The organism is Robinsoniella peoriensis, from assembly GCF_000797495.1.
Lineage (GTDB): Bacteria > Bacillota > Clostridia > Lachnospirales > Lachnospiraceae > Robinsoniella > Robinsoniella peoriensis.
In genome coordinates this window covers 447357-470848 of record NZ_JTGN01000004.1, presented here as the reverse complement: position 1 = coordinate 470848, position 23492 = coordinate 447357, and the positions used below count along the sequence as shown (strand labels likewise).

The window sequence follows — 23492 nt, the reverse complement described above, 5'->3', positions numbered from 1 at the left end:
CGTCCCTCCTTCTATTCTGATAAGTCTTCACTCTTTAAGAATTTATTGTTTAAAACGGTTAGAATCATTATGATGATAAATAAAATGATACCAATAGCTGATGAATATCCCATCTTTTTGTATGTAAAGCCCTGTTCGTATAAATAAACTGCCGGAACCATGGTAGAAGTCACTGGTCCTCCCTTTGTCAGAATATAGATCGATTCAAAAATCTGCAGGGAATTGATGATAGCCAATGTAATCATAAGCTTCAGCTGTCCGGAAACTAACGGCAAATCCACTTTGATAAACCGCTGTAAAATATTTGCTCCATCGATTCTGGAAGCTTCAAATACATCCCTGGAGATTGATTGTAATGCTCCAAAGTAAATCAGGAACTGCATCCCTCCCAGCATAGACATTCCAAGCCAGGGAAAGCCGATTGCAATAATAGATCCAAGTGCTGTCTTCGTATCTCCAAGCCAGGGACTCGCCAGATTAGAAAGGCCGATGTTATGAAGCAGAATATTCAGAACTCCGTTATCTCCTGCCAGTATCCATTTCCATAACAAAATGATTACTACTCCGGGAATTACCATTGGAAAAGTAAATGCCGTCCGGATAACATATTGCTTTTTTGCCGATTTAATGGCAAACAACAACTCTGCAGCCAAAAGCGGAATTGACACAACGATTATGATATATGCGATCATTACTTTCAATACCGTTACTAATGATCCCAGGAATACGCTGTCTTTAAATGCTGCAGCATAATTATCCAGCCCCACAAACACATTCAGGTTACCTCCGTTCCAATTAAAAAAGGACTTTTCAATTGCCATTCCAAAGGGAATGTATTTAAATGTAACCAGAAAAATGTAGATTGGAATCAAAAACAAATAAGGTTTAATCATTTTAATCCAGTTTCTCTTTTTCTGCACTTCTCTTTCCTCCTTTTGTACATCTTGTACGTTAATTAAATTATATCAGTACTATTTTTATATATCTTTGTATTATTTTTCTGTGTTTGGTGTACTATTTTTATATGAAAACACAAAAAAAAGGTGTGTATGATAATTTTACACACCTTTTTGTCCATATCCAATTACCGTAATATTCGTTTATCTCTTAATGCATGATGTTTTGTCTTTTTGGGTAATAATAACGCGGCTGGCTATACCCTCTTCACTTTCAATCCGAATACCGCAGTCCTTCCCATAGAGAAGCTTAATTCTGTCGTTTACATTGATTAAAGCAATCCCGAACCCTTTATTCTCAGGCGTACGGATTTCTTTGGAAAATGAATTCAACGATTTATTCAACATATCCAACTGCTCTTTTGCAATTCCCCTGCCATCATCCGAGACAATAAGGTCCACATAATTCCCTCTTCTTACCACACTGATATCAATTATTCCCTTATGCCCGGGCTTTGGTAAAATTCCATGTACCCACGCATTTTCCACTACCGGCTGTATCAGCAGTTTTACCGTTTCCAGCATCTCATCTTCCTTGGTAACATGCACTTTCAACTGCACACAATGGTCATAACGCTCATTAATGATCGCCAGATAGGATCTCACGTGATTCAGTTCTGCTTCTAAAGTAGTCCTTGATTCCTTACAATTAATGCTGTAACGCATCATATTCGAAAGATTCTGGGTTAGATTCGCAATGGTATCAATCTCTTCGATCTGGGCAATACAGTAGATATTATCCAGTGTATTGTATAGAAAATGGGGATTAATCTGCGCCTGCAATGCACTGATCTGTGCCTGTTTTTCCCGCACTTCCGACAGGTATATCCTTGCCCCCATTTCCTGAATTCTTTTTTTCATTTTGTTAAACCGCTGTGCAATATGTCCGATCTCATCGTTAGAGGAAACTTTGATAAAGGCTTCCGGTTCCTCCTCCATCGTATCCATAAAGTCATTCAGTACCTTAACCGGCATCATCAGCCGTTTGGATAAATACACGGATACCAGTATCCCCAATATTGCGCAGGAAATAAAGATCAGATTAATGGTCTGTACTAGATGATGGACACTTTCAAACAGAACACTGTTAGAGTCCACTGTAGTTACCACCCACTTGTATCTTGGTATGTACATACTGGTAATAAAGGATTCTTTATCGGAAATGGTAGTATAATTCTGGTCCTTCACCTTTTCTTCCGGTTTTTCAATTCTTAGGGCAATTTTATGGGCACTCTCCTGGGCGATATGCTGACTGAAAATAACATCTCCCTCATAATCCGTAACCACAATTCCCCTGTCCTGTGAATCCAGCTGACGAAAAATACTGGAAATCTCCGAAAATTTTACGGATGCCATGATAAACGGAACATAATCATCCATCCCCTTTGAACTTCTTGGAATCCGCTTTAAATAAAGCAGAACTTCTGATTTACTTAGGCCCGCTGGTTTGTAGTCTTCTTTTACCGGACCATAGATAAAATCATTTTTATTCATTTGGGCAAACTGTTGGTACCAATCCGCTTCCTTAACGTCAAAACGGTTTAAGTACATTCCTTCTCCTACATAGACATGATGATCTTTATCATAATAAATCAAAACTCCATTTACCACATTTCCCAGATTATTAATATAGATATTGTCTTTTAAATCCATCTCAAAATCAACCTGGCTTTTTAGGGTCTGAAATGTATAAGGTTCTTCACCGGAAAAACAGATGCTCTCAAATAATTGCTGGTTATTACTGTTAGCCACATACTGAGCCACACGATTAAATATTGCATCCAGATCATAGGTGACTTTCGCCATTGCCTGTGAATTGTAATTAATAATCTGTGTTTTTACAAATTTAGTATTAAAATAATTAACCGCCGTAGAAATCCCAACCAGCATCACAAGGAGCAGAATGATATAGCTGGACATTACCTTCCAGTGCATTTTACTCTTTATCTTCTTAAACATGCTCTTCTCCATACAATTCCCTGTTCAGCTTTGTCTTATATTCTGTAGGACTTTCTCCTGTTACCTTTTTAAAAACCTTTGTAAAATAATGCTGATCCGGATACCCCACCTGCGCTGCTATATCCCAGATTTTCCCTTGAGTCGTCATCATTAATTCCTTCGCCCGTTCTACCTTAACCTGCATAATATAGGAGGTCAGGGAAATACCTGTTCTTTTCTTAAAGACTGTGGACAGATAGGCTTCACTTAAATGATATTTTAAAGCCAGACCGGAAAGAGTATATTTTTCACTGTAGTTTTTTCTGATCGTATCCTCAATATCCTTGATCACATCCTGAATATCTACAGATCTGGCTGCATCTCCCGCGGACTGTTCCCTATTCGCCGATTCTTTATGCCCTTCTTCCGTTATATGCAAATCTGCAGTTAATTCCTCTATACACCTTTGAATCGTATTATTCAATACCTGCTTATCCACCGGCTTTAAGAGATAGTCAACTGCCCGGTAGGCTAATGCCCGTTTCACGTACTCAAACTCATCATACCCGGAAATCATAATAATTCTCGTCTGCTTCTCTATGGCATAAATTCGTTCGCAAAGGGTACATCCATCTTCTGTGGGAAATTTCACATCTGAAATCACGATCTGGGGACGGTACTCTGCAAATAGTGTCAGGGCATCCTCTACCGTATCCGCCTCCATAACCTGTGTTTCTCCCACTAACCGGCTTTGGTCGATCATCTTTATAATACCCTTACGGATCCATCGCTCATCATCTGCTACCAGAATTATCATATGTATCTCTCCTTTAAACACTTTATACTAACTATATCCTGCTTTTTACCGAATGTCTACCGGTAACTCTGATTTTATAAACACGTTCTGGTGTTTCGCTGATTAAGGGACGCTTTGTAGATAGATGTAGTGCGCTGAGTCACTAAAACACGCTTTAACAATAACAAATAAAATAATCCTGATAAGAAATATTGCATTCCTCTTTTGCCGGTACAAAGAAAAGTTTCTGCAAAACAGCCTTGCGAGTTACTGCACTCTCCTGGGCTTTCATCAGAACAGACTTAACCTGATAATCGGTATATATATGCAGTAATATTTCACGCATAAGTTCCCCGAAAGGTTCTTCCTTTTCATATTCCGGAAGAATATCTATGCGCAATATTCCCATCCACTTATCATCCACGGAATATTTCTTTGAAGGACAGATTTCAATTGTCCCCACTGGCTTTTTCCTTTCCTTATCCACAATGGTTAGTCTCACAAAATCCTGAGCTTCATACCGGCTGTCCCAGTAATCCATACATTTTAAAAAGGATTCATAATCTGTATAGTAAAAATCATCATTGCAGCTGTCCCCGTTAAAATACCTTGCAGCCTCTTTGTTGGAATAGCATAAAAACAAATCTTCACTGTCTCTTATTTCCATCTTCCTCAGGAAAAAATGTTCTGTTTCATAAGACGGACATTCCGTAAAGACATTTTTCTTACTCATATTAAAACCACCCTTCCATTATTAAATATTCCAGTTGTACAACATTTAAATATTCTCGGATACTTATTCCAAGTATAACAGAACATCTGTTCGATGTAAAGACTATTTTTGATGTTGCATAATTTATTTACTGTCTTTTTCTTTTCTGCAAATGTATAATAAGGTAAAACAAAAGCTCAGGAGGAATTGCCGCTGATGTACTCAGATAGCAGCCTTCCTGTTCCAACCAGTAAATAATATACATCAGCATTTTTACGCAAAAATATAACCTCTGAGCTATCGCTTTATCACTATTTGTATAGCGTGCAATTATGCGATAGCTTAGAAGTTATATTATAATTCTGTTGCCCTCTTTTTATTTTCATACATTTTTTTATCTATTTCACGCAGGGCATCCTGGATATCATTGACTGCCCGATAATGAGTCATACCATAGGCAAAACTGATCTTGCGTTCTTTTAATTCTCTGATAGATTTTTCAATTGCGTCCAGTAACACTGTTTCATTTTCTTTTTTAGCCATCAGCATGAACTCATCGCCCCCGGTGCGGTAGACGGTAGCAATTTTCCTCATGTTTTTAATAATGACTTCCGAAAAAAATACTAAGGCTTTATCTCCTTCTTCGTGTCCGAATGTGTCATTGATATATTTAAAATTATTTATATCAATTAAGCATAACATGCAATCTTGTTTACTCTGGATTTTACTGACTGCCAGATTAAACATTTGACGGTTATATGCTCCTGTTAAGGAATCAACAGCAAAGAAGTTAATATTCTGCGATATGTAATAAATAATAATGCCTAAAGCAGAAAATCCATAATTCAAGCAATAGTATCCATAATTAACTTCTAAAAAAATACTTAGAATAATGGTTGCCATGATGGCTGCGATGGTTATCTGCTCCGTCTTCTTTCCTTGATCATATTTCTGTGCCGGAAAAAAAATCATCAGCATCAGATAAAATAAAGTGGTCGCAGCAGGCAGAAAAAATAATATTCCCCGGTCATAGCTGTTATCGGTGCTTATGTAAAATACGATGTTTACGAAGATACTGATAAAACAAATTCCTGCATTAATAAATAATGGTATATAATATATCTTTTTAAATTTGTCTTTATAAAAAATTCGCATCAGCAGCATGGGTATAATAGGACCGCATGAAAAGTTTAGAAATGATGTAATTCTTCGCAAATACCAGATAGAAAGATTGGCTTCCCATCTGAACATATAATCTAATGAGGTGATTACAATCAAACCCAGATTGATAATGACCGCACTCTTGAATAAACGGTTCTGTTCCTTACTAAATAAGTAATTAATGCTAATCAGATATAACAAGAACAACAAACCGGTCAGGGGAACGGCATACGAATATATAAGCGTACTCATAATACACCTGCTCTCTGGGCTTCTCATTTAAATCCGCCTCTGTATTTACCATATATTGGTCTTGATCATTATATCAAAATAAGATTCATCTGTCATCTAGTATTTATTGGGACGGTTAAATTTACTATTCTGTCATTCAATATTAAATGATCAATATTAAATGATCAGCTTGCCGTTTCCCTTTTCATCTTCCACATCGCAAGTAAAAAACTGCAGGCACATAATCCTGTAAAAAGCAGAATCACAGGCAGTATCCGCACAGCAGAAACTGTTTCCCCCATGATCAATCCACGGATTGCATTTATGACATGGGTAAATGGATTGATATTCACCAGGATCTTCAATCCACCCTTAAGATTTTCAGCCGGAAATAACGCTGAACTCAGGAAAAAGACCGGCAAAACAATAGCCGTCATTATAGTTTCATATATCACTTCATTTGGCAGGCACAGACTGATTGTATATGCAGCTCCCGCCAGAAAAAAAGCGGTCAGAAACACGAAAACTCCAATGAGCAATATTCCCGGAATCCCATTTTCGAAACGTACTGAAAAGAGGAGGCTGATCACGCATAAGATAAAAGTTTCCAAAAGTGATACGAATATCGCTTCCAGCATTTGTGCCAGTACAATGGAACTGCGCCTCACCGGTGAAATCAGGATTCGGTAAAAACTGCCGTTATTTTTCATGAGGAAATTCATGATTCCGCCGCTGCTGCATGATGAAAATGTTACCAGGAACATTACACCCGGCAATATAAACGCCGTATAGTTCTTGATGCCGGTTCCTCTCATCGTAGAATCGGCAACCACGCTGTATAAAACCAGCCATAACATTGGCTGAAGAATGGTAATAATTATGGTAAATCTGTTTTTAAATCTCCATTTTACATTTCTCCACAGTAGATTCAGCATAATAACCCCTCCTCACTGTTTTGGGAACCATTGAATGCCAGAAAAATATCTTCCATGCTTGGTTCTGCTATTTCAATTGCGTCAAATAAGATTTTCTCTTTTAATAGCCATTGACTTAGCGATGTAAATGCTTCCCTTTTATTGCTGACACTCAGGGTAACCATATGGCCTCTTCTGTCTGACGCGAAAGCGAAACCGGTTTCCATTAATAATGGCAGATGTTCTTTTGCTTCCTTTGAAGTTGGAAAGGTGATACGAATCAGGTTCTTGCGCAGATACTTTCTCAGACTGTCAGGTGTTCCCTGGATCAATTCTTTTCCCTCCCTGATAATGCAGATAGAATCACTGAGCTGCTCTGCCTCTTCTAAATAATGGGTTGTAAGGAAGATGGTAGTACCATATTTCTCACGGATAGCGAGGAGCATCTTCCACAGCGCATTTCTGGACATAACATCCATCCCTGTCGTAGGTTCATCTAAAAAAAGAATTCCGGGATTGGAAATCATATTCATTGCAATATCCAGCCTGCGCTTCACCCCTCCTGAATAAGAGGAAACCGGATAATTTTTATAGCCGGACAACTGGAATGTTTCTATCAGCTCTTCGATTCTCTTTTCGGCAGTTTTCTTTTCAACCCGATACAGCCTGCTCTGAAATATCATATTTTCCATTAAGGAAAGGTGCTCATCTACTGATATTTTCTGGGAAACGCAGGCAATCTGCGTCCTGATCCAGGCTGCCTCACTGCACAAATTTTTTCCAAATACCATTACCTTTCCTGAACTGGGCGTATAATATGTGGTGAGTATCTGGATGAGGGATGATTTCCCTGCACCATTTTCACCCAGCAGAGAAAAGATTTCACCGCTGTTTACGTTCATATTCAATCCATTTAAGGCACAGACACCGTTTTTGTACTTTTTGACCAAATCCCGGATTTCAATTGCAAACATACTATTCCTCCTCACCTAACGGAAAAATGATTTCCGTCACATACTTATCCGGATTTCCTTTTAATAACATTCCGGGACCTTTTATATAAACCTCCCGAAATGGCATTTGTATAGGCAAAGCGCGCTCTTTTGCATATTGTTCCATAGCAGCATATGCATTTCCCAATGTTTCATAAGGACCAAGATGGGTTGTGCAAAGTGCACGTATCCGGGGCATTTCTTTTATTTCAATCCCATTTCCTTTTGGTTGTTCATTCGTAGGAACACATAATTCCATCTCGGCATATTTTGTATTCGGGTCTATTTTATAAAAGCAGAAAAATGGAGCTCCATTGGACCTGCCGCTGATTGACTTGAACACATTGGGAAATACTTTATTCGCTTTATCTGACATACCTTTATAGCACATAAATGCAATGCGTATCGGTTCAAATTCCTTTATTTCTATGCTATAATTCATCTGTTATCCTCCGATTTTTCTTCGTCCGGCTTCGTTACTGCAATCCAGATCTCTGCTTTGCTGCTCATTTTGTTACCGGTCTGCATGGGATACACCTCGATATCCGGCAGGTGGGCATATTCGTAATTGGAAAATGGAAGCCATTCTGTCAGGAAGCGCCTAAATATTGATTGTATCGAATCCCGATATGGATCATTCCCTTCAAAAACTGCCCAGGTAGCTGCAGGAATCTCAAGCTCCGTCATGCCTTTTGGTACCACCCTGTCTGAGCGGGCCGCAATATAGTAATAGATATTCCTGGGATCTTCATAAGAAGAGATTCCAAAAATGTCAGAACCATTCTTTTCTGACAGACAACATATTTCCTGATATGCCGGACTATCCAGCATCTTTTTCCAAAACTTTGGTACCATATGAAAATTATATTCTGAATCTTCTTTTAAGGCTGTCCTTACTCCTATTACACGAAATGCTTCTTTTTGCTCTATACGGTACCTCATATTTTCACCTCCTGTTACTGTTATGGAAAAGCTAATCCGGGGATAAGCACTCAGCATTGTCCCTTTTACCCGGGCTGCCGTTGGTGCTGCACCGTGAACACTCTGAAATGCACGGTTAAAAGATGTGGGTGACTGATACCCATATTTCATCCCAACATCCATTACTTTAATATTGCTTGCCTGCAATTCAAATGCCGCCAGAGACATTCTCCGCCTGCGGATATACTCGGATAAACTAATTCCTGCTATGTAAGAAAACATGCGTTGGAAATAGTACGTGGAGCAACAGGCTAATTTTGCCGCCTCGTCATAAGATATCTCACCTTCCAGATTTTCCTCTATATAATCGATTGCCCTGCTGAGCTGCCGCAGCCATTCCATCTCACCGCCTCCTTTCTGTTTTACAGTTTAGCATAATATAATTTTTATATCCTCTCTTTTGATGTCATCTTCGGTAAGAATTAAATTAACGAAATCTGTCTTGCTTTACCCATAGAAAAAGCTGCCGGGTTCTATCTCCGGCAGCTTAATAGAATTCAGCTGCATTAAATCCCAATCCTCAGCATCTCCCCTGTCACTTCCTCCGTACGGCTTTCAAAATCTCTTCCGTCAAATTTGGGTAGCCGCAGTTCACTGTCTATTTTACCATCCTGCATAAACAGGACACGCTCTGTCCTGGCTGCTATTTTAGGGTCATGGGTTACCAGCATTACCGCCGTTCCTTCTCTATTGATTTTAGAAAAAATATCCATGATTTCCTGCGCCGCATTGGAATTAAGTGCACCTGTGGGCTCATCCCCAAAGATAATTTTGGGATCGCACATTAAGGCACGGCATATGCCGGCACGCTGAAGCTGTCCTCCGGATACCTGTGTGGTATCACGATTTTCCAATTTCCCGATTCCAGTCTTCTTCATGAGCATCCTGGCTTTTTCTGTAAGCTGTTTTACATTTTTTCTCCTGCCCGGCATGGATGGAAGCATAATATTATCCAGTATATTGAGGTTTTTCAGCAGAGTCGGTTGCTGAAATACAAATCCCATTTTGGTTCTGCGGATATCAGCCAGTTCCTCTTCCCGAAACCCAGCTAAATCTATCCCATCAAACAGAACCTTTCCGCTGTCGATTTCATCCATGCCGCTCATCGCAAACATCAGTGTAGATTTTCCGGATCCGGACGGCCCCATAATTGCAACGAACTCTCCCTCTTTTACAGAAAGAGAAACTCCGTTTAAAACATTACATTTTTCAGCTCCGTTTCCATATGATTTAACAATATTTTCACCGGATAATATATTTTTATTTTCTTTCATGCGCTACTCCTTTATATTGTCGGATATTTTGATTTGTCCTGCTCCTTTGGTGCCGATAATCGTTGCGATCAGTACCGTGCATACCATCATCAGCGGACATAAAAGGTAGGCTGAAAATGGATTGACCACGAACTGAAAAGACGAAGCGCCAAATGAAGAAATTACCAGGCCAGCGATCAATTCGCCAAGTGTATTTGCCAAAATAGTACCAAGTACAATTCCAATTAGCAGAACGAATACTGATCGGAAAATATACTGTTTTATAAGATCTGAATTTTTAAATCCTATTGCTTTCATTACAGCAATGGCATATCTGTCTTTTGCAACCAGCATTTTCATAAACATCAGCGTAATTAATGCGGTTATGAAAAGAGATGCAGCCATTGCCCCAAATGAAGCCTTTCCAACGGAACTGATCAGATTTCCAAGCGTCTGATTCACATATTCATCAATCTCTGAAACTTTCGCATATGCAAATTTCTGCGCATATTCGGCTCCTTTTTCCGCAACGAAAGAATGATCAGCAAGCTTTGCGGAAAACATGCTCCACATGATATCCGGTGAATGGTCGCGAAAAGAGGCTTTTGAAGTTTTCCCTCCATTTGTTATGTCCGAATACAGCCCGCAGACAGTTAGTTCTTTTACCTTTCCATCTATTATCAATGTAACCACATCACCAACCGTTTTTCCAAGCTCTTCACTGTTCAGAACAGACAGTGCGATTTCGTTATCACCGGAAGGTGCTCTGCCTTTTGAATACTGAACCGGGAAAACCGAATGATCTCCAAGCTCCACTTTTATGCGTTCTTCCAGTCCATTATCCAACTTAACCGGAAAGGTTTTCGTTGTCAGAACCACATATTTTTCGATATCCTGATCTGACTTCATTGTATCAAGAATCTCTGCTGTTTTTTCCGGAATATGGTCGGTCTGCTGCAGGTCAATCCGTATATCACATTTTCCGATGCCCATATAAGTAAAGAAATTTTCTCCTGAAATAGTGTTGTAAAGGTTCTGTGGAACAATAACAATAAATGCCGCAAGAACCAGCACACCCAGCATCGTACCATAAATCCCCTTTCTTGCCAGAACATCTTTCACTCCAAGAAACAGATTTGTATCCAGCAGCCGGTTCTTGCTCAGACTAAAATATTTCGTCCCGGAGGCTTTCTCCCGGGAAGTTCCAAAACGAATTGCCTGGGCCGGAGATATTTTCCGAAAGCGTCTCAAGACGCCGTTTACATAGGCTATGATCGCTGAAAATACAGCCAGTATCCCGATGATGCCAAAAAGCAGGGCAGCAAATTCATTTTCACTTTCTCCCATATACAGCCGGATATTTTCAAGCAGTACCCCTTTAAATAGAAAAGACAAGGCGAATCCTAGAATTGATCCGGTCAATGCAATTACGATATATTTTATAAGATAAATTTTTTTGATTTCCGATACACGAAGGCCAATGGCTTTCATCACTCCAATTTCCCGATAATCGTCTTCCATTTTTGCAAGGAGCGTAAAACGTATACACATGAATGCAATTGCCACTGCCAGTACACTAACCAGCAGTATAATCCCGATCATCATTCCATCGGAGACTGCATTAATCGTTTTAAATAACGGGTAGGTAATCATTGGACCGTTTGCTTCCATCCCTGCATTGGTATATGCTGTTTCAAATGCGGATAATTTGGAAGCATCTTTTAATCGAAATTCGATCAGATATTCACTGCTTCCTGTACCTTTCAGAACCTCATAATCCTGTTTGCTAACCAGAAAACGCTTGGAAGATGAAAGGGTAGAATTCATCTGTGAATCCCGTAGAAACCCTGCAACGATAAACTCTTTACCGCTTATCACCGCCTTGTCACCCACTTTTACCGTTTGATCCTTCCCATAGCAAATCGGAACATAAATCTCTCCATCCGATACGTGAATAACATTACCGCCCAGATCCAGCAGAAAATCAAATTTTTCACTCTGCACGCTTAACCCATTATCCTGAACATTATCGGAGAGAGAGTTTTCACCAAATACCATTTGTGATCCTTCTATGCCCAGGAACTCCAGCACCTGAAATTCCTCTACATTTTCATCAGCGGCTGCGAACTCAGCCAGACGCTCCATATTAATTTCACCGGCATGCATCTGCATAAAATGAGGCGTCTTCGCCTGGGTCATCAGGGTATCAATAGCACCAAATAGATTGACCCCCAGTATTGCTGCCAGAGAAACCAGCATTGCTGCCGCCGCCACAAAAATTACAGTCATCAGAGTTATTGCCTTACTTTTTAACATGTCGTTTCGGATAATTCTGTCATTCATAAATTTCCCTGCTTTCCGATTTTTTCATGGGAACTTCCCCCATATTTTCCTTGTCTATGCCAAACATCTGCATCACATACATAAGACTACCCTCTTTAGCTCCCAGGAGCCTTTCCATATTAAAAATCAGTGCCTGGATGCGGGAAATGCGGTCTTCTTCGGACAGATCCACCATATCACCGTCAAAAACCATATTGGTATATGCAATAATCATTTCCATACATTCATAGGGAAAAGGTGTGTAAAACATCCCCTGCTCAATCCCCTGGCAGATAATACCGGATAATATCCCCGGAACACCATTCAGTACAACCTTTTGTATTTTCTGATGCATAAGCGCATTTTGCGGTTTATGTATATGTTCAATTATTTTCTTACCGCTCCCGCTTCCTATATTCAATGCCATAACAACGCGTACCATGCGTTCATCCACCGGAATGCTCTTATCATCTGCAATCTTCCTGGCTCTGCTTAAAAGACGCACATTATAGCGGTCAATGAGAGCATTCATTATATCCTCTTTGGACTTAAAGTGATAATACAGTGTCCCCCTTGCTATATTGACCTTGCTGAGAATATCATTCGTACTTGTTCCGTCAAATCCTTTCTCTCCAAATAACTCGTCTGCAGCATCCAAAATTTCATTTCTGCGTTCCTCAGCTTCTTTAACGACCCTCATTTATTTTCCTCCACTTTATCTTTTTTATTTTATAGACCGACTGTCTGTCGGTAAAGTGATAGTAACATGTTCATGTGGAAACGTCAAGGTAAATAATAATAATTCTTCACACTTAGATTTTTTCAAATAAGCCGGTGCCTTCAAATCGTTTGGATAATCCTTTCTCCCCATCATTACAAACACCTGCCTTTTCTTTTGCTTAATCTAATTACCATTTGGCCGTTATTCGTCAAAGAATAAAAAGACAACCGCCTCCGTAGGAGGCTAGTTGTCTACAGTCTGATTATTTTATTTGAATAACACCGGTAAAATACGCATCGCAAATGGGGTTGAAAGCATTCATTAATCCTGAGTAAATATCGTTACCTCAAAGCGGTTATAATCGCCCCGGTATCTGGCAATGGAATATTCCACAGGTTTTCCCAGTTCATTATAGCCCGTGGTCTCAAATTTCTGGATAGGCTTTCCTTTACGAATATTCATAAGTTTCACATCATTGGTAGTAGCCTCCACAGCCTCTACGATCCTCTTTACATAGCAAATCTTCTTATCCTCTCTGTTTGCCAGATTCTTATACAGAGATTCCTGCTCCATGTCCAGTTCCAGCAGGAACTCGCAGCCCTCAAGGGGCAGGTATGTTTCCACCAGCACAATGGGGATATCATCCGCAAAACGCTTCCGGTACAGGTAGATCACCTCTGATTTCTCAGGTATCTGAAGCTTCTCCGCTACCATGTGAGATGCATAAAGCACCCGGAATTCCAATACTTTTGTCCCCGGCTTCATCCCCAGCCGTTCCATTTGTTCTTCATATGTCTCCAGCTTCTGCATAAAATCCTGCTGAATTTTCTTCTGGGTTACAAATGTTCCCTTGCTTTTTACCCGGTAAAGCCAGCCCTCCTGAACCAGCTCTGTAATCGCCTGTCGAACAGTAGTTCTGCTTATCTGATAAAAATCGCTGATGTTTTTCTCAGTCGGAATCATTGCACCACTTTCATAATTACCCTGGCGGATTTCTTCCATAATTAATTCTTTCAACTGAAAATACAGCGGAATCGGCACACTTTTATCTAACTTACCTTCTTCTAAAATCATCTTTCCCACCTCCTGAATCACATTTCCATTGTCATTATTTTATAATATTCCTACATAGAAAGCAATAATTATTTCTGTACATTTTCAATTCTTTCTGCTATAATGTTGGTATGTAGGTACATACCAACATTATAGCAATGCAATTCAAAAAAGGAGGCAATACAAAATGAAATCTCTAATCGTAGAAAAAGACGGTACTCTATTGGTAAAGGAAATTCCGGTTCCCAGGTATTCATCAAAACAAGCTCTGGTAAAGACCATCAGCTGCGGGATCTGTAACGGCACCGATGCCAAATTGATCCACCGGCAGTTCAAGGGCTTCAACACAGAAATGTATCCCCTGATGCTGGGTCATGAAGGTGTGGGGGAAGTCGTGGAACTGGGCAGTGAAGTCACGTCCTTTCATGTAGGGGATAAAGTTCTTCTCCCCTTTGTTGATCCTGACCCGGAGCTTTATGGCAGTCTGCAGTCCGCCTGGGGTGCCTTTAGCGAATACGCAGTGGTACATGACCTTGCCGCATACCCCAAAGGAACTGCACCGGAATGCGCCTATGCCCAGACCATTCTCCCGGACTTTGTGGATCCGGTTGACGGAGCCATGATTATCACTCTGCGGGAGGTTTTGAGTTCCATCAAACGGTTCGGTATTAAGGAGGGAGACAGCGTTGCAGTCTTCGGCTGCGGTCCGGTGGGGCAGACATTTATTAAATTCCTCTCTCTTTTGGGCATCCAAAACCTCATCGCCTTTGACATCATAGATGAGAAATTACAAGAAGCAAAAGAAAGAGGCGCCGCATATGCCTTTAATAGCCAGAAAGTAAGTGTCAATAGAAAAATTCACGAAATTTTTCCTTCCGGAGTGCAATATGTGCTGGATGCAGTGGGCATGACATCTCTGATTAACCAGGCTATGGAATATATCTGTGACGGTGGAAAAATATGCTGTTATGGCATTTCTCCCACCTGTGAGATGAACCTGGACTGGAGCCGTTCCGGCTACAACTGGCAGCTGCAGTTCCAGCAGTTTCCCTCTAAAGCAGAAGAAGGACAGGTAAATGAACAGATCAATGAATGGTTGAAAAAGGGTACTATCCGTCTCAAGGATTACATCTCCGACTACTTTTCCTTCTCCCAGATTTCAGATGCCTTTGCGCGTCTGGAGCGCAGAGAAATTTCCAAAAAAGGAATCATTATTTTCTAATAACAGGATATCAAAAAAGAAAGTGAGAACAGCTATGTACAACAGCAAAACTATAACCCAAAACGAATTATGCAAGTTATTTGACCATACCAACTTAAGCCCTTATGCAAACGTTTCTATGTTTGAGGATCTCTGCCGGGAAGCAAAAGAACTGAATTGTGCCATGGTAGCCATCAATTCCTCTCCGGTATCGCTTTGCAGGGATTTGTTAAAAAATACCGGCATCCACGTAGGTGCTGCCATCTCCTTCCCTCTGGGACAGACCACCATCGAAACCAAGGTATTTGAAGCCATAAATGCGATTGAAAACGGGGCAGATGAAATCGACTATGTGATAAATATCGGAGAATTAAAAAATGGCAATACGGATTATATTAAAAGGGAAATGAAAGAAATGGTAAGTGCCTGCCATTCCAGAAATGCGCTGATAAAAGTGATTTTTGAAAACTGTTATCTGACAAAGGACGAAATCAGGACGGTGGCAGCAATTGCAAAAGAAGTAAAGCCGGACTTTATTAAGACCAGTACGGGTTTTGGCACCTCCGGTGCCACTGCAGAGGATGTACGTCTGATGAAAGAAACAGCAGGCAGCGAAGTTAAAGTTAAAGCTGCAGGCGGCATACGTTCCTGGGCAGACTGTAAGGCTATGATCGATGCCGGAGCAGAACGGATTGGTACCAGCAGCTCTTTAAAAATATTAAAGGAGTATCTTGAGGAAAAAGGAAATTAGGAACAAAAAGAACCCTGCAGATTTGGTTTAATCCGGGCTGCAGGGTATTTTATTACTGGTGTGAACGGTTGAGATGGGATCAATTATTCGCATTATTTTGAAGTTTAGTTGTGGAAGGGGACGCTTTGTAGATGGAGTCTCGGTGAATGCCCGCGTGCCACCAAAAAGCGCGAAACCCCACTATAACTTTACTCCAGATCCAGTTCAGCCATAGTTGCCGGCATCTCATGTGCCGTATTGACCTTTCCCTCGCCTGTTACCAGGTCAAAGCAGGAAGCAATTATTTTTCCTTCCCATATAATCGGTTCTCCCGGCTGGTCTAAGCCACCATCCAGGCCATCACAGTCAGGGCTTTGGGCAATTCTTTCAACCTTGCCGTCCGGATGTACTTTAACTATGGCATTATCCGAGAAATCCGCAATGTAAATATTGCCTTTCTCATCACAAACCATTCCATCCGTAGACTTCAGTTGAGAAGCATCCTTTGCGAATATTTCATTTCCACTACAGCTTCCGTCCGGGGCAAATGTAATCCGGTGTACGGCGCCGTCCCCAAAATTGCCTACATAGAGACTGCCGTCTTTTCCGAACACTATGCCGTCTGCACCATACTGGCAATCTTCGTTCTCCGTAATAAAAGTCGTAAAAATATGCTCATCATCCATTGTATTGGTAATTTGTATGTTTTCTTCATCCAGGCCAAAACGGTACACGCAGCTGACTAAATGTCCGCTTCCGTCCGGCGCAGGCACTTTTGTCAGATAACTCTGGGTGACATACATGTAGTCTCCCCGGATCCGTATGCCGTTGGGATGTTCCATACCTGTGGCAACGGTATGCCAGCTTTTGATGCCGTTTTCATCAGCCGTAATTTTCAATACCCGTCCCTTAAATGCCAGTTCTTCCTTTCCCGACCAGCCCTGGTTATCGCAGATATAGATGTTATAAGCATCATCAAAAGCAATTCCCATATTTCTTGCAATTCCTGTTTCCGGGTGAACGGGAACGTCAAACCATTTTGTAATCTTTTTTTCTTTGTCAATGCGTATCACGCATCCTGCCAAAGCATCTTCTGCATAATTGGGACAGGATAGGATTAAATCTCCGTTTTTGTCTATTTCCATTCCGTCCGGTGTACATACATAATCCGGTAAAACCGTAAATAATCTGGGTGTCTGCATCGTTTATCCTCCTTCATATAATTCCTAATAAATTCCTAATTAATTACTAATAAGTTGTTAAATACATGTAACTTTAATTCTATAATAAATATAGAAATTATTATTTTCGTTGACGTTCAAACAAGTTGTTTACTCCACCATAAGTTCCATCCGTTTTATAATCTGATCCTGGTAAACCTCGTCCAGCTCCACAAAGTAGCCGCTCCATCCCCATACACGGACAATCAGGTTCCGGTAATTTTCCGGGTGGGCTTTTGCATCTATAAGCTTCTCACGGTTTACTGCATTGATCTGCATCTGGTGTCCGCCCATATCCATAAATGACTTGACAAACATTGCCACTTTGCGGATGCTGTCATCATTACGGAATAACCGGTCATAGAGTTCTATTGTCAAAGGCCCTCCGTTTGATACCTTCACCAGATCCGGCTTGGCAAAGGATTTGATGACAGACACCGGCCCCTCACATCTGGCAAACAGGCTGGGTGAATAATTACAGGCAAATTCCTCTCCCGCATCCCTGCCATCCGGTGTTGCCTGTAAATTGCTGGAGTGCCAGATGTAATACATGGCTGATCCGGTACCCGCCCGGTAGATTCCTCCCCTGTCATTGACGATTCCTTCCAGACTATCTGCAAAACAATCCAAAAGCCAGACTGCCTGACTGTCTGCCGCGTCATCGTCATTTCCCATCTTGGGACCCTCATAGCGCAGACGGTTGCGCAGATTTTCTTTCCCTTTAAAATTAGTCTGCAAGGCTTCTGTCAATTCCATTGCCGTAATGCTTTTTTCTTCAAATACAAACCGCTTTACAGCAGCCAGAGAATCAGCTCCAGTGGAAATTCCGCTCCCGTGGATACCATAATTGTTATATTTACAGCCCCGGGACACATCCTTCCCCTGCTGTATACATCCATCCATCATAAGTGACATTAGCGGAGAAGGTTCCAGATAGATATTTTGGTACTTCGCAGTCATTTTCTGTATGTTCTGCCGGATACAGCTTTTTACTTCTTTCTGAAATTCCGAAAAATCCCTGCACCTGGGCAACAGTTCCGTACAGGAGGATATAACCTGTGCAAAGGACAGCCCGTCAATATTGGGAATATCCATGCCCTTTCCGGGTATAATGAACTCCCAGCATGCCGCAACTACATAGTTATAGGCATCCGCTTCATCATATCCCCATCTGAGCAGCGCCGGTATTACTACCTCATCATTGCAGTACTGTGGAAAACCAAGACCCTGTTTTGTAAGTTCCGTCCCCCGTTCGTATCTGGAAAGCGGTGTATCATTACACACTCTTAAATTAATCTTCGGATCAATCAGCTTTAATTCCAGACTTGCCTGTATGCAAAGTTCAGAAAGTTCATTGAAGAGGTCCTTGCCGTTCTGGTCTTGTCCGCCCAGAACCATACTCTGTCCATTGTCCCCCTGCTGCATGCCCGTATACAGATCACTGTCTATATTGAAACTGATAAAAAATTCCTCCAGCAGTTCCAGTGCACTGTCCTGATCCAGCACTCCCTTTTCCAGGTCTGCCTTCAGATAAGGATACATATACTGGTCAAACCGCCCTATCGTATTGTGGTAGTTAAAGCTGCACCAGAGACAATAATGAATCAGGCGGAAAAATTGCAGTGCTTCCTGAAAGGATTCTGGTTTATGTGCAGGTATCTTCTGCAAAATACCAGCCATGCGTTCATTACCTGCCTCTTTTGCAGCCCTGGCATACCTGCCTGCAAATTCCTCAATCTTATCCAGTGTCTCAAGCAGAGCATCCAGATACGCCTCCGCCTGTTCATCCTCACCTGTGGACACATCCAGCCGTGCTTCTGCGATCTCCTTTCTTTTTTGGTCAAACCCAGCATCTATTAAACTGCTGTAATCGGGGTTTATATTACAGATCTTTCCCTGCTCATGAATATAGTGGATTTCTTTGATCGCATTCCATTCCTTGCTGGTATACAGCTCGGGCAGTCCGGTTACGGTACGCATCAGGACAATTTTATCTTCCCTGAATACTACAGGCGTTTCCTGTTCCAATATATATTGCAGACGCCTTATGCTTCTTTGCACATCTGATAAACCTTCTTTTTCAAATTGCCCAGCCAGTGTATAAGGATCCTCCGGTCCGGGTTTTCGGTACCGGTGATGGGATTTATCACGGATGTAATAATCCAGTAATTGATTTATTCTCTGATTCATGTTTATACCCCCTCAATAGCGCAAGCTTGCTTGTGCTATTCCTTAATTAGTAGTTTGAAACGATTTTTCTTTCAAACCTATACCCCTGCATACCACTGACAAGTCTGCGGTATGCATTAATAAGTAGTTTGAAACGCTTTTGATTCAAACTTCCTCCTCATAAAACCCGGCATGGAATGCCGTGATCTTGAAAAATACCTACATTCTCATGTATGTTTCCCATGGTATCAAACGCAGGCCGGTACTCTCTTCCCACCATGCCATACTTTGCACCGGCTGTAGTATGGTAAGGCAGAAGTTCCACCCGCTCCAGACCCCTGGCATCTGCCAGCAGCTCTGCCGTATGCCTTAGATTATCATCTGTATCATTCACTCCTGGTATCAGGGGAACCCTTATGATAAAAGGCTTTTTCCCCTGCTTCAGGTAAGCCAGATTTTCTAAAATCTGTCTGTTGGAGACTCCAGTATAGATTCTATGTAATTCCTCGTCAGCCAGCTTGATATCCATAATAACCAGCTCCAGCAGGTCTGTGAGTTCCCGAAACAGCACGGGGCTGCAGTATCCGCTGGTCTCCACTGCTTTATGCATATCCGGCAGCTTCAATAATACTTCCTTTAAAAAAGATGGCTGAGCAAAAGCTTCCCCTCCGGAAAAAGTTACGCCTCCATTGTTTTTCTTTAAAAATTCTTCGTCCTTTTTAAGCCTTTGGACTAACTCTTGGGATGTATATTCCTGACCGCATATTTTCCGCAGGCGTAAGGGACATGCCAAAATGCACTTTCCGCACAGCCGGCAGTTTTTATATCCTCCATAAATACAGCTTTTTTCACATCTGCCGCAATGCAGGCATCCATTCTTACTGACCATCAATTCTCTATGAAAGCTGAGTCCCTCCGGATTGTGGCACCACTGGCACCGTAACGGACAACCTTTTAAAAATACAGTGGTACGGATTCCCGGACCGTCATAAACAGCAAATTCCTTTATATCAAATACCAATCCTTTTTGTTCCATCTTCCTGTGAATTATTCATCTCCTAAAATCTGCTCAATTCGGTTCAGTTCTTCCCTGTCAAAAGAAGCATTCTGAAGGGACTTTACATTTTCCAGAATCTGCTCCTTACGGCTGGCTCCCAATATTACACTGTCCACGCCGCCTTCACGCAGATTCCACGCCAGAGCCATTTGTGCCAGATTCTGGCCTCTTTCATGGGCAAGACCGCTCAGCAGACGGATTTTCTCTATACGTTTTTTGGTAATATCCTCCTCATGGAAATACCAACTGTTTTCATCTCTTACTCTGGACGCCTCCGGAATTCCATCCAGATACTTTTCTGTGAGAAGTCCCTGTTCCAGGGGGCAGAATGCGATGGATCCAATACCCTTCTTTTTCATGGTTTCAAACAGTTCATTTTCCGGTTCCCGGCTCAGCATATTATAACGGAATTGATGAATCAGCAGATGAATTCCCCTTTTTCCCAATATTTCGCATGCTCCTTCCAGTTCCCGGGGAGCATAGTTGGAAACTCCCACATAGAGGGCTTTACCCTGCCTTACTATATCAGCCAGGGCATCCATCGTTTCTTCCATTGGTGTATTAACATCCCGTCTGTGGTGGTAAAATATATCCACATATTCCAGATTCATCCGCTTTAAACTCTGATCCAGACTGGCCATCAGAGATTTTCTGGAACCCCAGTTGCCATATGGGCCTGACCACATTTCATAGCCGGCCTTAGTTGTAATAATCAGTTCATCACGGTATCCCTTTAAATCCCCTTTCAGGATTTTGCCCAGGAATTCTTCTGCAGTTCCGGGAGGCGGTCCGTAGTTATTCGCTCCGTCAATATGGGTAATTCCCTCGTTAAAAGCTGTCAGAAGTATTTCTCTCCCTTTTTCATAGGAAGAGGTTCCGCCAAAACTATTCCATAATCCAATGGCAAATTTTGAAAGGTACAATCCGCTGCTGCCGCATTTGCCATATGCCATATTCTGATATCTGTCTGAACAAATCATTTTTATACCTCCTGCACACTTCGGACAAGCGCGTTTTTATAATTACTTAGATGTCTCCCTGATATTTCATTAAGACGTCATCTGCAATAGCAGCGGATTCCCTCACTACTATTTTCTGTGGCATCATAGGTTCTTTTTTCAATTTTTTACCGTTAATTAAATCCTTTAAAGCGGCATAACACTTCTGTCCAAATGCCTTTTCATCCTGATCTACTGTGGTAAGCGCCGGATAGAAGTACTCCGATGCCACATTGTTATCAAATCCCACCACCGCAATATCCTGGGGCACTCTGCACCCGTTTTGCAGTACTGCCGTGATAAATCCCTGCGCAATCAGATCATTGGATGTAATGACTACTGTCGGTTCTTCTTTAATTGTTTTATAATCTTTAAAATACTTTTCGTAGACCTCATGGCTCTTCTGTATTTTCAGTGTCTCTAATCCTCTGTCCAGAATCACCTGCACCTTTTCCTCGGGAATTTTACATTCCTCCAGGCCTTTTTGAAATCCCTGGTAACGGTCCAGCAGGTTCGTCTGGATATCTATGGTCTCACCCAGATATACAAACCGCCGGTAACCGGAATCGTGCAATGCGTGAACAAGATGGTTCACCGTCGTTTCATTGTCAAATTGGACACAATGGAGCTTTTCGTGCTTTCTGTCGCCTAAAATTAATGGTATATTTGCTTTTTGTACTTCCTGAATGATATCTTCATCATTACCGCCGCCTATGAAAATGAGTCCGTCTACCCTGCGCTCAATCAATGCGGCAACACCATCTTTTTTATTATTTTTATCAAATGCGGCGTCACACAGCAGTACTACGGATTTATCTTTTCTGGCCTCCTCCAGCATACTGGCTGCACAGTGTGCATAAAATTCACTGGAAACATCCTGCATCACCACACCAATCAGACGGGTCCGTTTCTGCCTGAGCGCTCTTGCCAGAGCATTGGGGGAATAATTAAGTTCCTCTACGGCACGTAGTACCCTCTCCTTTGTAGCGGCGGAAATAGGCGCCGTCCCGTTAAGTACATGTGATACCGTACTTGGTACCACACCTGCCAGTTTTGCCACATCACTGATTGTTACTTTGTCACTCTGTAATCGTTCTGCTTTCATTTTCCTCACCTAACCTTTACTCCGTTTTTGTGAGATCAGAAAAAGCCTTTTCCATCATAAGCGTATGCGCCTGACCCTCCACAGAGGTTCCCGGATAGATAAAATCCGGTGAGCTTGCACATCCCTGAACAAGTCCGTCTGCACCTGCCATACTCCATACATACTTTCTGATCACGAACGCCTTGGTAAGGTATGCCTTTTCCACCAGTCCCTTCCGGTATGCCAGGAAGATACTGTATGCCGTCATAGCGCAGACCTCTGTCTCAAAAAACGTCTCGGGGCTGTCTAATATATCATGGAATTTTCCGTCCTCTGTCATATAAGAAAGAATACTGTCAAGCAGTTCTGTAAACCGTTCCTGCAGAACCTCTTTTTCTTTCCTGAATTTCTCCGGCAGGCATAAAAGCAGCCGCAGCAGACCGGTCAGAATCCAGCCATTGCCAACCCCCCACGCGAGTGGACGTTTAAAAGCTCTTTCGTTCTCATCCCATATATGATTATAAAGCCTTTTACCCGGAACGTAAAGTTTTTGCAATATACCAAGCATTTGATTACAGGCTTCCTTATAAAAACCTCCCAGTGCCAGTGCATAGGGGGTGAAAGCTGCTGAATCCGCCCATACTTCCTGGCTCCCCTGCATATGGAACAGTGTTCCGTCCCGGCTTCTGGGCGCTTCATTTAAAAGATAACGGATATTTTTAACCGCTGCTTTCTTATATTCCTCATTATTGGTCCGATTGCCCATTGCCAGGATGGCAGGAACGCAAAAGCTGCTGTCCGTTACCGCAGGGGTATTCTCTACATTACATAGTCTACCGTCTGTGCTCTGTCTGAGTACGATATCGTATGCCACCAGTTCAAGGTTTTCATAGTCACCGGTTTCCAGCATAGCCTGGGCAAAAATCCCCTGCTCCCAACACTGCCTTGTCATACAGAACATTGCCTGTTTTACATTCATCATTACCTCTCCCATCATATCCGG

The 23492-nt window shown here is 41.7% G+C and carries 21 protein-coding genes; 2 read left to right on the top strand and 19 right to left on the bottom strand.

Annotated features, from left to right (window positions below; all coding sequences use genetic code 11):
* Nucleotides 1-11 precede the first annotated feature (11 nt).
* The 13 genes from QR40_RS10700 to QR40_RS10640 form a co-directional block, all read right to left on the bottom strand.
* The gene (locus QR40_RS10700; protein ID WP_027292871.1) at nt 12-920 is read right to left on the bottom strand and encodes a carbohydrate ABC transporter permease; all 909 of its coding nucleotides are present in this window, start codon (nt 918-920) and stop codon (nt 12-14) included.
* A gap of 180 nt (nt 921-1100) precedes the next feature.
* Nucleotides 1101-2915, bottom strand: a complete 1815-nt coding sequence (locus QR40_RS10695) for a sensor histidine kinase (RefSeq protein WP_044294848.1) — start codon at nt 2913-2915, stop codon at nt 1101-1103.
* Nucleotides 2908-3711, bottom strand: coding sequence for a response regulator transcription factor (locus QR40_RS10690; RefSeq protein WP_044294847.1), 804 nt, complete (start codon nt 3709-3711; stop codon nt 2908-2910). Before QR40_RS10690 ends, QR40_RS10695 begins: the two co-directional genes overlap by 8 nt.
* Nucleotides 3712-3865: 154 nt before the next feature.
* Nucleotides 3866-4423, bottom strand: a complete 558-nt coding sequence (locus QR40_RS10685; protein WP_044294846.1) for a GNAT family N-acetyltransferase — start codon at nt 4421-4423, stop codon at nt 3866-3868.
* Nucleotides 4424-4756: 333 nt separating this feature from the next.
* Nucleotides 4757-5815, bottom strand: coding sequence for a GGDEF domain-containing protein (locus tag QR40_RS10680; protein WP_044294845.1), 1059 nt, complete (start codon nt 5813-5815; stop codon nt 4757-4759).
* A 164-nt stretch (nt 5816-5979) separates the two neighbouring features.
* The gene (locus QR40_RS10675; RefSeq protein ID WP_044294844.1) at nt 5980-6729 is read right to left on the bottom strand and encodes an ABC transporter permease; all 750 of its coding nucleotides are present in this window, start codon (nt 6727-6729) and stop codon (nt 5980-5982) included.
* The gene (locus QR40_RS10670; protein ID WP_044294842.1) at nt 6723-7682 is read right to left on the bottom strand and encodes an ABC transporter ATP-binding protein; all 960 of its coding nucleotides are present in this window, start codon (nt 7680-7682) and stop codon (nt 6723-6725) included. The genes QR40_RS10675 and QR40_RS10670 overlap by 7 nt, the downstream gene beginning before the upstream one ends.
* 1 nt (nt 7683) lies before the next feature.
* Complete coding sequence (locus QR40_RS10665) at nt 7684-8142, bottom strand: GyrI-like domain-containing protein (RefSeq protein WP_044294841.1); 459 nt, start codon at nt 8140-8142, stop codon at nt 7684-7686.
* Nucleotides 8139-9023, bottom strand: a complete 885-nt coding sequence (locus tag QR40_RS10660; protein ID WP_027292863.1) for an AraC family transcriptional regulator — start codon at nt 9021-9023, stop codon at nt 8139-8141. The genes QR40_RS10665 and QR40_RS10660 overlap by 4 nt, the downstream gene beginning before the upstream one ends.
* A 164-nt stretch (nt 9024-9187) precedes the next feature.
* The gene (locus QR40_RS10655; RefSeq protein ID WP_044294840.1) at nt 9188-9955 is read right to left on the bottom strand and encodes an ABC transporter ATP-binding protein; all 768 of its coding nucleotides are present in this window, start codon (nt 9953-9955) and stop codon (nt 9188-9190) included.
* 3 nt (nt 9956-9958) lie between these two features.
* Entirely contained in the window at nt 9959-12277 is a 2319-nt protein-coding gene (locus tag QR40_RS10650; protein ID WP_044294839.1) for an ABC transporter permease, read from the bottom strand.
* Entirely contained in the window at nt 12270-12956 is a 687-nt protein-coding gene (locus QR40_RS10645; protein ID WP_044288937.1) for a TetR/AcrR family transcriptional regulator, read from the bottom strand. Before QR40_RS10645 ends, QR40_RS10650 begins: the two co-directional genes overlap by 8 nt.
* A 342-nt stretch (nt 12957-13298) precedes the next feature.
* Entirely contained in the window at nt 13299-14051 is a 753-nt protein-coding gene (locus QR40_RS10640; RefSeq protein WP_027292860.1) for a GntR family transcriptional regulator, read from the bottom strand.
* Between the two features lie 166 nt (nt 14052-14217).
* On the opposite strand from QR40_RS10640, the gene QR40_RS10635 reads away from it, so the two are divergent.
* Both QR40_RS10635 and deoC read left to right on the top strand, forming a co-directional pair.
* The gene (locus QR40_RS10635) at nt 14218-15252 is read left to right on the top strand and encodes a zinc-dependent alcohol dehydrogenase (RefSeq protein ID WP_027292859.1); all 1035 of its coding nucleotides are present in this window, start codon (nt 14218-14220) and stop codon (nt 15250-15252) included.
* 34 nt (nt 15253-15286) lie between these two features.
* A complete protein-coding gene (gene deoC, locus QR40_RS10630) occupies nt 15287-15982 on the top strand; it encodes a deoxyribose-phosphate aldolase (protein ID WP_027292858.1) in 696 nt (231 codons plus the stop codon).
* Between the two features lie 188 nt (nt 15983-16170).
* Here the strand turns inward: deoC and QR40_RS10625 are convergent, their stop codons facing one another.
* The 6 genes from QR40_RS10625 to QR40_RS10600 all read right to left on the bottom strand — a co-directional run bounded on the left by QR40_RS10625 (nt 16171) and on the right by QR40_RS10600 (nt 23486).
* Nucleotides 16171-17163 (bottom strand): SMP-30/gluconolactonase/LRE family protein, encoded by a 993-nt coding sequence (locus QR40_RS10625; RefSeq protein WP_027292857.1) that lies wholly within the window; start codon nt 17161-17163, stop codon nt 16171-16173.
* A gap of 129 nt (nt 17164-17292) precedes the next feature.
* The gene (locus QR40_RS10620; protein ID WP_044294837.1) at nt 17293-19371 is read right to left on the bottom strand and encodes a pyruvate formate lyase family protein; all 2079 of its coding nucleotides are present in this window, start codon (nt 19369-19371) and stop codon (nt 17293-17295) included.
* 157 nt (nt 19372-19528) lie between these two features.
* Complete coding sequence (locus QR40_RS10615) at nt 19529-20386, bottom strand: glycyl-radical enzyme activating protein (RefSeq protein ID WP_044288936.1); 858 nt, start codon at nt 20384-20386, stop codon at nt 19529-19531.
* Nucleotides 20387-20397: 11 nt separating this feature from the next.
* Entirely contained in the window at nt 20398-21387 is a 990-nt protein-coding gene (locus tag QR40_RS10610) for an aldo/keto reductase (protein WP_044294836.1), read from the bottom strand.
* Nucleotides 21388-21433: 46 nt separating this feature from the next.
* A complete protein-coding gene (locus QR40_RS10605) occupies nt 21434-22510 on the bottom strand; it encodes a LacI family DNA-binding transcriptional regulator (protein ID WP_027292854.1) in 1077 nt (358 codons plus the stop codon).
* 16 nt (nt 22511-22526) lie between these two features.
* The gene (locus tag QR40_RS10600; RefSeq protein WP_027292853.1) at nt 22527-23486 is read right to left on the bottom strand and encodes a glycoside hydrolase family 88 protein; all 960 of its coding nucleotides are present in this window, start codon (nt 23484-23486) and stop codon (nt 22527-22529) included.
* Between the last annotated feature and the right edge of the window lie 6 nt (nt 23487-23492).

Excerpts from the sequence above, each read along its gene's own strand:
- QR40_RS10695 (WP_044294848.1), bottom strand. The coding sequence starts at position 2,915 with ATGTTTAAGAAGATAAAGAGTAAAATGCACTGGAAGGTAATGTCCAGC.
- QR40_RS10690 (WP_044294847.1), bottom strand. The coding sequence starts at position 3,711 with ATGATAATTCTGGTAGCAGATGATGAGCGATGGATCCGTAAGGGTATT.
- QR40_RS10685 (WP_044294846.1), bottom strand. The coding sequence starts at position 4,423 with ATGAGTAAGAAAAATGTCTTTACGGAATGTCCGTCTTATGAAACAGAA.
- QR40_RS10680 (WP_044294845.1), bottom strand. The coding sequence starts at position 5,815 with ATGAGTACGCTTATATATTCGTATGCCGTTCCCCTGACCGGTTTGTTG.
- QR40_RS10675 (WP_044294844.1), bottom strand. The coding sequence starts at position 6,729 with ATGCTGAATCTACTGTGGAGAAATGTAAAATGGAGATTTAAAAACAGA.
- QR40_RS10670 (WP_044294842.1), bottom strand. The coding sequence starts at position 7,682 with ATGTTTGCAATTGAAATCCGGGATTTGGTCAAAAAGTACAAAAACGGT.
- QR40_RS10665 (WP_044294841.1), bottom strand. The coding sequence starts at position 8,142 with ATGAATTATAGCATAGAAATAAAGGAATTTGAACCGATACGCATTGCA.
- QR40_RS10660 (WP_027292863.1), bottom strand. The coding sequence starts at position 9,023 with ATGGAATGGCTGCGGCAGCTCAGCAGGGCAATCGATTATATAGAGGAA.
- QR40_RS10655 (WP_044294840.1), bottom strand. The coding sequence starts at position 9,955 with ATGAAAGAAAATAAAAATATATTATCCGGTGAAAATATTGTTAAATCA.
- QR40_RS10650 (WP_044294839.1), bottom strand. The coding sequence starts at position 12,277 with ATGAATGACAGAATTATCCGAAACGACATGTTAAAAAGTAAGGCAATA.
- QR40_RS10645 (WP_044288937.1), bottom strand. The coding sequence starts at position 12,956 with ATGAGGGTCGTTAAAGAAGCTGAGGAACGCAGAAATGAAATTTTGGAT.
- QR40_RS10640 (WP_027292860.1), bottom strand. The coding sequence starts at position 14,051 with ATGATTTTAGAAGAAGGTAAGTTAGATAAAAGTGTGCCGATTCCGCTG.
- QR40_RS10635 (WP_027292859.1), top strand. The coding sequence starts at position 14,218 with ATGAAATCTCTAATCGTAGAAAAAGACGGTACTCTATTGGTAAAGGAA.
- deoC (WP_027292858.1), top strand. The coding sequence starts at position 15,287 with ATGTACAACAGCAAAACTATAACCCAAAACGAATTATGCAAGTTATTT.
- QR40_RS10625 (WP_027292857.1), bottom strand. The coding sequence starts at position 17,163 with ATGCAGACACCCAGATTATTTACGGTTTTACCGGATTATGTATGTACA.
- QR40_RS10620 (WP_044294837.1), bottom strand. The coding sequence starts at position 19,371 with ATGAATCAGAGAATAAATCAATTACTGGATTATTACATCCGTGATAAA.
- QR40_RS10615 (WP_044288936.1), bottom strand. The coding sequence starts at position 20,386 with ATGGAACAAAAAGGATTGGTATTTGATATAAAGGAATTTGCTGTTTAT.
- QR40_RS10610 (WP_044294836.1), bottom strand. The coding sequence starts at position 21,387 with ATGATTTGTTCAGACAGATATCAGAATATGGCATATGGCAAATGCGGC.
- QR40_RS10605 (WP_027292854.1), bottom strand. The coding sequence starts at position 22,510 with ATGAAAGCAGAACGATTACAGAGTGACAAAGTAACAATCAGTGATGTG.
- QR40_RS10600 (WP_027292853.1), bottom strand. The coding sequence starts at position 23,486 with ATGATGGGAGAGGTAATGATGAATGTAAAACAGGCAATGTTCTGTATG.